Source organism: Variovorax sp. WDL1 (genome assembly GCF_001541225.1).
Taxonomy (GTDB): Bacteria; Pseudomonadota; Gammaproteobacteria; order Burkholderiales; family Burkholderiaceae_C; genus Variovorax.
The window spans coordinates 6,339-14,371 of the sequence record NZ_LMTS01000328.1 but is presented as its reverse complement, the minus strand read 5'-3'; the positions used below and the strand labels follow the sequence as shown (position 1 = coordinate 14,371).

At 63.9% G+C, this 8,033-nt stretch carries 10 protein-coding genes and 1 pseudogene; 9 read left to right on the top strand and 2 right to left on the bottom strand.

What is annotated here, in order from left to right; translation table 11 throughout:
* The 8 genes and pseudogenes from APY03_RS37625 to APY03_RS42140 all read left to right on the top strand — a co-directional run.
* On the top strand, positions 1-231 hold a 231-nt coding region (locus APY03_RS37625; protein WP_443082868.1), incomplete at its 5' end, for a hypothetical protein.
* 61 nt (positions 232-292) lie between these two features.
* Positions 293-1,165, top strand: a complete 873-nt coding sequence (locus APY03_RS37620; RefSeq protein ID WP_068685580.1) for a Tll0287-like domain-containing protein — start codon at positions 293-295, stop codon at positions 1,163-1,165.
* A gap of 14 nt (positions 1,166-1,179) precedes the next feature.
* Positions 1,180-2,694: a serine/threonine-protein kinase gene (locus APY03_RS37615; protein ID WP_068685578.1), complete on the top strand. Its 1,515-nt coding sequence runs from the start codon at positions 1,180-1,182 to the stop codon at positions 2,692-2,694.
* 15 nt (positions 2,695-2,709) lie between these two features.
* Positions 2,710-4,029, top strand: a complete 1,320-nt coding sequence (gene tagH / locus APY03_RS37610) for a type VI secretion system-associated FHA domain protein TagH (protein ID WP_068685576.1) — start codon at positions 2,710-2,712, stop codon at positions 4,027-4,029.
* Positions 4,011-4,751 (top strand): PP2C family protein-serine/threonine phosphatase, encoded by a 741-nt coding sequence (locus APY03_RS45135; RefSeq protein ID WP_068685574.1) that lies wholly within the window; start codon positions 4,011-4,013, stop codon positions 4,749-4,751. Before tagH ends, APY03_RS45135 begins: the two co-directional genes overlap by 19 nt.
* Positions 4,752-4,759: 8 nt before the next feature.
* Positions 4,760-4,975 (top strand): hypothetical protein, encoded by a 216-nt coding sequence (locus APY03_RS45130; RefSeq protein ID WP_068685572.1) that lies wholly within the window; start codon positions 4,760-4,762, stop codon positions 4,973-4,975.
* Between the two features lie 117 nt (positions 4,976-5,092).
* Positions 5,093-5,323, top strand: a pseudogene (locus APY03_RS45125) (RHS repeat-associated core domain-containing protein); the annotation flags it as partial.
* 307 nt (positions 5,324-5,630) lie between these two features.
* Positions 5,631-6,200, top strand: coding sequence for a hypothetical protein (locus APY03_RS42140; RefSeq protein ID WP_232324562.1), 570 nt, complete (start codon positions 5,631-5,633; stop codon positions 6,198-6,200).
* A gap of 165 nt (positions 6,201-6,365) precedes the next feature.
* Here the strand turns inward: APY03_RS42140 and APY03_RS42135 are convergent, their stop codons facing one another.
* Positions 6,366-6,911 carry a hypothetical protein gene (locus APY03_RS42135; RefSeq protein WP_157103520.1) on the bottom strand — a complete coding sequence of 182 codons (546 nt, stop codon included), beginning with the start codon at positions 6,909-6,911 and terminating at the stop codon, positions 6,366-6,368.
* A 281-nt stretch (positions 6,912-7,192) separates the two neighbouring features.
* On the opposite strand from APY03_RS42135, the gene APY03_RS43020 reads away from it, so the two are divergent.
* Positions 7,193-7,426: a hypothetical protein gene (locus APY03_RS43020; RefSeq protein WP_068685569.1), complete on the top strand. Its 234-nt coding sequence runs from the start codon at positions 7,193-7,195 to the stop codon at positions 7,424-7,426.
* Positions 7,427-7,558: 132 nt separating this feature from the next.
* On the opposite strand, the gene APY03_RS45120 is transcribed toward APY03_RS43020, so the two are convergent.
* On the bottom strand, positions 7,559-7,906 hold the full coding sequence (locus tag APY03_RS45120; RefSeq protein WP_232324561.1) for a hypothetical protein: 348 nt from the start codon (positions 7,904-7,906) through the stop codon (positions 7,559-7,561).
* Positions 7,907-8,033 lie beyond the last annotated feature (127 nt).

The following is an 8,033-nucleotide window of genomic DNA, read 5'->3' as shown; positions in this document are numbered from 1 at the left end:
CGGCCGCGCGCAGCCGCCGATCCGGCCTTCCGCGCGGCGGCCAAGGCCGAGCTGCCGCGGCACCCCGAATGGGAGCCCTATGCAGACCCCGAAGGCTATGCGCGGCGCATGGCCGAAGAGGCCGAGCGCCGACGCGCCCGCGAGGCGGAGCGCCGGCGCGCCCGCGAGGCCGCAGCGGCCGCCGCCGCAGCAGCAGCAGCAGGATCCGGCGGCGGGGCGGGCAAACCCTAGTGAACCGTCCCGCATCCTGCTGCAACTCAAGCGTCACGGACAGCCAGGACTGGAGAACCTCATGCGCCTTCTATTCAAGTTCAATCTGATCTTCCTGGTGGTCTTCATCGCAGGAGTGCTCGGCGCCGGCAAGGTGTCCTACGACCTGCTGCAAAACAACGCCAAGGAGGAAGTGCTCAACCACGCTCGCCTCACCATGGAAAAGGCGTCGGCGGTGCGCACCTACACCAACGACCAGATCCGCCCGCTGCTCGAGACGCAGATGAAGTACACCTTCCTGCCCCAGACGGTGCCGGCCTATTCCGCCACGGAAGTGCTGGCAACGCTGGCCAAGACCTTCCCCGACTACACCTACAAGGAAGCGACCCTGAATCCGACCAACCCGCGCGATCGGGCGGCCGACTGGGAAGCCGACATCGTGAACCGCTTCCGCACCCAGGGCGACAAGAAGGAGTTCGTGGGCGAGCGCGAGTCGGGCACCGGGCGCTCGCTCTACATCGCGCGCCCGTTGCGCATCACGAACGCCGCCTGCCTGGCATGCCACAGCACCGTCGAGGCGGCGCCGCGCACGCTGATCGACAAGTACGGTCAGGCCAACGGCTTCGGCTGGCAGCTCAACGAGGTGATCGGCGCGCAGGTCGTGTCGGTGCCCATGGCGGTGCCGCTGGCGCGGGCAGAACAGGCGTTCAAGGTCTTCATGGCCTCGCTCATCGGCATCTTCGTCGCGATCGGCATCGTGCTGAACCTGATGCTCTACCTGCTCGTCATCCGCCCGGTGACGGCACTGTCCAAGCTGGCCAACCGCGTCAGCCTGGGCGAGCTCGACGCCCCGGAATTCAAGACGCACGGGCGTGACGAGATCGGGATGCTGGGGCAAGCGTTTGCGCGCATGCGCCACAGCCTCGACCACGCCATCAAAATGCTCGAGACCTGAGGTTCATCGCTGCAATGTCCGCGCCCGTCCCCACCCATGTCGGTCCATACCCGATCCGCGGCGTGGTCGGCTCGGGCGCGATGGGCATGGTGTACCTGGCGCACGATCCGGCCATCGACCGGCCGGTGGCCATCAAGACGATCCACCGCCGCCTGCTCGAGACGAGCGACGATGACCCGAGCGTTGTGGCGCGCTTCCGCGTGGAAGCCAAGGCGGCAGGGCGGCTGACGCACCGCAACATCGTCCCGGTCTACCAGTTCGGCGAAGACAACGACTGCGCCTACATCGTCATGGAGTACGTCGCCGGGCGGAACCTGCGCGACTACATCCACGCGCCGCGCAAGCTCGAGATACCGCAGGTGCTGTGCCTGATGCTGCAACTGCTCGATGGGCTGCACTATGCCCACGAGCGCGGCATCGTGCACCGCGACATCAAGCCGGCGAACCTGCTGGTGGCCGACGACGGGCGCCTCAAGATCACCGATTTCGGCATCGCACGAACCGAATCGTCGAACCTCACCCGCGGCACCTCCGTGATCGGGTCGCCCGGCTACATCGCTCCCGAGCAGTACACCAACAGCGACGTCGACCGGCGCGTCGACGTGTTCTCGGCGGGTGTGCTGCTCTACCATATGCTCAGCGGGACGACGCCATTCGTCGGCACGGACGAGGCGATCATGTACAAGATCGTCTACGAGCCGCACAAGCCGCTGAGCGAAGTGACGAACGACCCCGGGCTCGAGCCCTTCGACGCAGTGCTCGACCGAGCATTGGCGAAGGACCCGGCGCAGCGCTATGCGACCGCCATGGCGATGCGAGCCGCCCTGCAGGCCCTCGCCACGGAGCCGGTGCCGGATGTCCTCCCCCCCGACATCCTGCTCCCGCCCCGGCTCAGGGGCGTCGAGACAGCGCCGGCCGCAGCGAAGGAGCGCGACCCTTCCGCGCCCTCCCGCGCAAGCGTGGCATCGGTGCCGCCGGCCCTCGATCCGGCGACGACACCCCTGACGCCCTCCAAGCCGCAGCCCGTCACCAGCCCGCCGTCGGTCCCCGTGCCCACCGGATGGGACACCGCAGCGCTGTCCGAGGTCGAGCGCGAACTGGCCCAGCATGTCGGCCCGGTGGCGCGGGTGCTGGTGCGCCGCGCTGCCCGCGGGTTGACCTCGCTCGGGGCAGTGCGCCAGGCCGTCGCCGGTGCCATCGACGATTTCGAAGCACGCGAGCGCTTCCTGGCCAAGGCCGGTGCGCCGCCCACCCGCACCGGTACCACGGTCCCGTCCACTGGCACGCAGTCCCAGCCCACGCAGGACAGGCGCGAAGCGCCGACCGGCGTGCCGATGCGCGAGGGCGATGTCGACAAGGCGGCCGCCGCCCTCCTTGCCTCCATGGGGCCTATCGCACGCGTCGTCGCCAAGCGCTGCGCCGCGAAGTCGCAAACCCGCGAGCAGTTCGTCGCCCACGTGGTCGAGCAGCTCACGCCGGGCATGGATGCCCGGCGTGTGCAGGCCGACCTGTGGCGTGCGCTCGGCTGAACCAGAGGCGCCGCCGTGATCGCACTGCGTGTCACGCGCCGGCCCGGCGCCACCGAACCCGATGCGACGGCGCTGCCGATGCCGCCCGAGGGGCTCACGATCGGCCGCTCCGTCGATTGCGCCCTGGTGCTGGCCGACCCGCTGCGCCTGGTGTCGCGCCAGCACGCGCAAGTGATCGCGGTCGGGCAGGGCACACGCGTGCGCTGTGTCAGCAGCAGCGCGCCCTTGTGGGTGAACGGCATGCAGCTCGACCCGGGCGGCGAACGGGCCCTGCTGGTGGGCGACCGCTTGCGCATCGGCGGCTTCGAGCTCGCCGTCGAGCCCGCGGCGGCGACGGCCGCGCAGCGCTCGCGCCTGGATCGCTGGTTCGACCTGGAAGACGCGCCCGATCCGCTCGCGGCCGGGTCCCCGCTGCCGGCGCTTGCAGCTCTGCCCGAGGCTGAGGCGGCGGCACCCAGCGCGGTGGTGTCGTGGCAGACCAGCCGGCATGTCGTGCGCACGGGTACGCCGATGGTGTCCGGTGCATCCTCGATGCCGCCGGGACCGCCGCCCCCGCACGCCGCAGCCGCGGCTGCCGAGGCAGCCGATTCGACGGCACCGGCGCCCCTTTCGGAGGCGCCGCCGCCGGCAGCGGCCAGGCGCGGCGATCGTCATCCGGTAGACATGCCGCCGAAACTGAATGAGCTGGCAGCCGCCTTCGCCCGCGGCGCCGGCCTGGGCCCCGAGGCCGCGCCGCTCACGCCCGAATGGATGGAACACCTCGGCGCGCTGCTGCGGGCCACGGCCGAGGGCACGCTCGCGCTGCTGCAAAGCCGCGCCATCACGAAACGCCAGATGCGCGCCGAGGGCACGCGCATCGCGCCACGCCAGAACAATCCCCTCAAGTTCTCGCCGGATGCGACCGAAGCGCTGAGTCGAATGCTGCAGCGCGAGGCGAGCCCCGGCTTCCTCGATCCCGTGGCGGCGTTGCACGATGCGCATCGCGACCTGCTGGTCCACCAGGTGGCAATGGTGGCGGGCATGCGCGCGGCGGTGTTCGAGCTCTTCTCCCGGCTGGGTCCCGAGGCCGCCGAGAACGGAGAGGGCCCGGCGCATGGCATCTCGCGCCTTCCCTTGTTTCGCGCTGCCGCCCTGTGGCAACGCCACCGCTTGCAGCACGCCCAGTTGCTCGAGCACCTGGACGATGACTTCCAGACCATCTTCGGCCGCGAATTCCTGCGTGCCTACGAGGCCCAGTCGCGCCTTGATCCCGACGTTGGCGCTGACGCTGGCCGCGACACCGGCCGCGACCCGGGCCCCACATCGCCGGAGGCGCCATGGCCGAGCGTGCGTTGAGCGTCTCGCTCGCCGCGCTGTCGCAAACCGGGCGGCGCGAGCGCAACGAGGATGCCTTCGGTTATTGGGAAGGCGCGGGGTCCCTCGTCGCCGTCCTGTGCGACGGCGCTGGCGGCCATGGCGGGGGGCAGACGGCATCGCGCGCCGCGGTGACGCACGTGCTGGAAGCCTTTGCGCTCCACCCCGAGGTCAGCGTGAACGCGCTGCAGTGGCTGGTCCATGGGGCCAATCGCGCTGTCGTCGCGCAGCAGGTCGCCGGCACGCTGACGGCCGACATGCGCACCACCATCGTCGTGCTGCTGCTCGACCTGCAGAGCGGCGCGGCACTCTGGGCCCACGTCGGCGACTCGCGCCTGTACCGCTGGCGCGACGCCCAATTGCTCGGGCGCACGCGCGACCAGACCCTCGAACAGCGCTTGCGCGACGCCGGCCTGAGCGCGGCCGGCACTGTTTCCGGGCAGCTGACTTCGGCGCTCGGCTCGCCCGAGGGCTTCGACTTCGAGACGCTGGAAGCGCCGCAGGTACTCGCATCTGGCGATGCGCTGCTGCTGTGTACCGACGGCCTCTGGTCGGCCTTCGACGAGCTCGCGATGGCGCGCAGCCTCGCCGGCTGCAGCGGCGTCCAGGCCTGGCTCGATCGGCTCGAAGCGGGTGTGGAGCAAGCCGGGCGCAGCGATCAGGACAACTATTCGGCGCTTGCGGTGTGGTGTGCGGAGGGTTGAAACGTCGGGTGGGTCTGTCCAACCAGTTGACAGAGCTCAAGAAGGTGAGCTGGACCAACAACCTGTACCAGTGGAGCGGGGCCACGCCGGGGACCAAGAGCTACACCAGCAATGGGCTGAACCAGTACACCGCGGCGGGCGGTGCAGCCCATGCCTATGACGCCAACGGGAATCTCACGAGTGATGGCACCTGGAGCTATGGCTACGACTGGACAACCGGCTGAAGACGGCGAGCAAGACCGGCACTGCAGCGACCTTGAGCTATGACGCCGAGGGAAGACTCCGGCAGACGGTCATCGGGGCCAACACGGCGAATCTGCTGTACGACTCGACGAACCTGATTGCCGAATACGACGCGGCGGGGAGGGCTCTTCGGCGAGCCGAACACGACGACGGGGCCGAGGTTCCGGTACACCGGCCAGCAGCTCATCGGCGATCTGGGGCTGTATCACTACAAGGCGCGCTTCTACTCGCCGAGCCTGGGCAGGTTCCTGCAGACCGATCCCATTGGCTACAAGGACGATGTCAACCTGTATGCCTATGTGGGCAACAACCCAGCGAACAGGACGGACCCTTCCGGATTGAAAGCCAGCCAGGCAGCGGCGCTGGGTGCTGGCGTTGGAGGAGCTGGTAGCGCATCGGGGCAGGCAGACTACGTCATCGGCAGCGGCTCCGATCCCAACATGATCAGGACCAATGCTGCTGTTGCGGTGCCTGTGATCACAGCGGGAGTTGCACTGTATGCGTGTCAAGCCACACCAGCTTGCAGCAGTGCGCTCGCGCGGGGAGGCGCTGCGGCCTCTGAAGCGCTCAGCCAGATGAATGATTGGGTCAACAATCTTGTATTTGCAAGGCCGGCAAACGAAACAAGGCCCTCTGATGCCCCACGTGGCACGATTCCCATCAACCAATCCGGATGGGGGCGACAGGACGTTCACGACATCAAGGGCAATGTGGGCGCTGGCCCCAGGGATTGGACAGGCATCAGCCCAGATGGGCATGTCATCACGAGCGATCCCGATGGGCGCGCAGTCGATCATGGCCCAGCGGATTCTCTTCTTAATAGGTGAATCTATGTCAAATCATTATTCTTTTAAATTAAAACACCCGACTGCAGATTTGTCTGCAATTGCCAAAAAAATATCGTTGGATGTGGCAAGAATTTGGCGTTTTGATGATCCTAGGTTTACTCCTGACGGAGTGCGGCTGCCAGGAAACTACAAAAACTCTTACTGCATACTCAAATTTCCTGAAAAAATCGAATCACTAACGGAGGCGATACGCCTTATTCAAGATATTTTGTTGAAAAGCCCAGACTTGATGAGTGATTCTTTATTTTCTTCGATTGAAAAGAGCATTTATTGCACGCTGGATGGAGAAGGTGAATTGCTTGTTGTTGCGGAGCTGAAAATTTTGTGTAATCTCGATATCAATCTTGAAATAGATTGATTGACACGCGTGAATTGAATGGCGGCCTCATGGGCTATGGCGGCCAAGTTGATTGATGGGGCCGCCAAGGGTAAAGAGAAGGACGTATCCCAAGGCGGCACAAAGGAAGGCCAGCGGCGCCGCACACGGCAGGCCAATGCGGGACTACGACAAGCCACATCAAAGCTATGAGCGGCCCATATCCATGAATGGCAGAACGGGGTTCGGGAGCATCCGGGGCGTGATTATTCGCCGTGGCCGAAGCAAGAGGATATGAGCAGCTGGGACTCTTTGGTTGAGGCGACTATTGACGCCGTCCACGTTGATTCGGCGGGCAAGAAAATCTGCATCGAGTTGACATGCGCTTGGGAAAGCAAGGACCAAGTGCGAATCGTAGCGACCGGCGTCGATGATTTCGTTGTGAATGAAATGCGGCTCTCGAACATTGTTGATCGAGTGAGCCGATACGAGGCGGATAGCAGTAATTGCGAAGGCCTTGAGGTTGCGCGACGCTTGTTCTTTTTGATGCGGGGGAAAGAGCCGAGCGCGTTGGACTTGGAGTGGCCTGCTCTTCGAGAGAAATTGAGTCGCGTCCAAGAGGGAGCGCTCGCATTGCTCGAGATCGAGCCGGTCCATGGCGCAACGATCCTGGTCCTTGCGGAAGACTTCAGGATCGAGAATGTGCTGAAACAGCTCTGTCCAGAACGTGAGGAGCAACTTCAGCGTCGACATCTATAGATCGGTAGGGCACGTCAAAGACAGCGCAATGACTGTAGAGGATCATCCAGAACGGACCGTCACGATCGGACGAGGACTTCCCTGATTCACGCACTGAGCACCGAGCCGTGACGGCCGCATTGTCGTGATCACGGAAAGCGCGGCTACGACAACCAGGGCGCCCTGGCCACCCTGAAGAACTTCCTGGCCTCACCGTCGCAGGAGGTGCGTAACACGTACACGCGCAACCAGCTGAGAGAAGTCAAGAGCGTCGCCTGGACCAACAATCTGTACCAGTGGAGCGGGGCCACGCCGGGGGCCAAGAGCTACACCAGCAATGGGCTGAACCAGTACACCGCGGCGGGCGGCGCAGCGACGGCTTTATCTTCTTTGCGGAAGATATCTTTGGGGTTCAGTTTGCTATCAAAGACGATGTGGTGGTTTCCTTCGATCCAGAGTCGGGTGAAGCCGAAGAGATCGCAGGGTCGATTGAAGAATGGGCGAATAAGCTTCTTCTAAAGTATCCCTAGCTTATGGGTCATTTGCTCATTCTTGACAATCGATTAATGGCCCAATTCCGGCGGGTAAACAGCTCTTGCCGAAGATTCCTATTATTTTGGGCGGAGCCTACGACGTAGCTAATCTTTACGCCGTGGATGCTATCAAAGGAATTCGATATCGCGGCGACCTTTGGCTTCAACTTCGGGACTTGCCGGATGGGGCGCAAGTTCAATTGAAGGTTCTGCCTCTGCAATAGCTCCCCGCTTCCTTCTTCTCACATCAGCAGAAAAGCCACTTGATAGTCGTGAGGATGTGAGGCAAATGGATTTGCCGATCAAGATTGTTTTGGCTGCGAGTGGTTTTCTAATAATAGCTCCATGTGCGAGCACACGAGGGTTTGAGTTGAATGCTGTTGAACAACAAGCTATCTCAACTACTGAAACTTTTGTCAATGAAAAACATCCGGATTTTGACAGAAGCCGAAAAAAAATCGTCATCCCGATGATCAATGGGAAATAACCTATGAGTTACCGAATGACATGATCGGTGGCGCAATCAGCCTGAATTCCCAACAGCTCCAGCACCAGCCCAGGCTCCGGCGGCCAAGCTGCCATCCGCGGAATTCCATCGTGTGCA

What these genes read in the sequence shown, in the direction of transcription:
- APY03_RS37620 (WP_068685580.1), top strand. Translation starts at nt 293, where the DNA reads ATGCGCCTTCTATTCAAGTTCAATCTGATCTTCCTGGTGGTCTTCATC.
- APY03_RS37615 (WP_068685578.1), top strand. Translation starts at nt 1,180, where the DNA reads ATGTCCGCGCCCGTCCCCACCCATGTCGGTCCATACCCGATCCGCGGC.
- APY03_RS45135 (WP_068685574.1), top strand. Translation starts at nt 4,011, where the DNA reads ATGGCCGAGCGTGCGTTGAGCGTCTCGCTCGCCGCGCTGTCGCAAACC.
- APY03_RS42140 (WP_232324562.1), top strand. Translation starts at nt 5,631, where the DNA reads ATGCCCCACGTGGCACGATTCCCATCAACCAATCCGGATGGGGGCGAC.
- APY03_RS42135 (WP_157103520.1), bottom strand. Translation starts at nt 6,911, where the DNA reads ATGTCGACGCTGAAGTTGCTCCTCACGTTCTGGACAGAGCTGTTTCAG.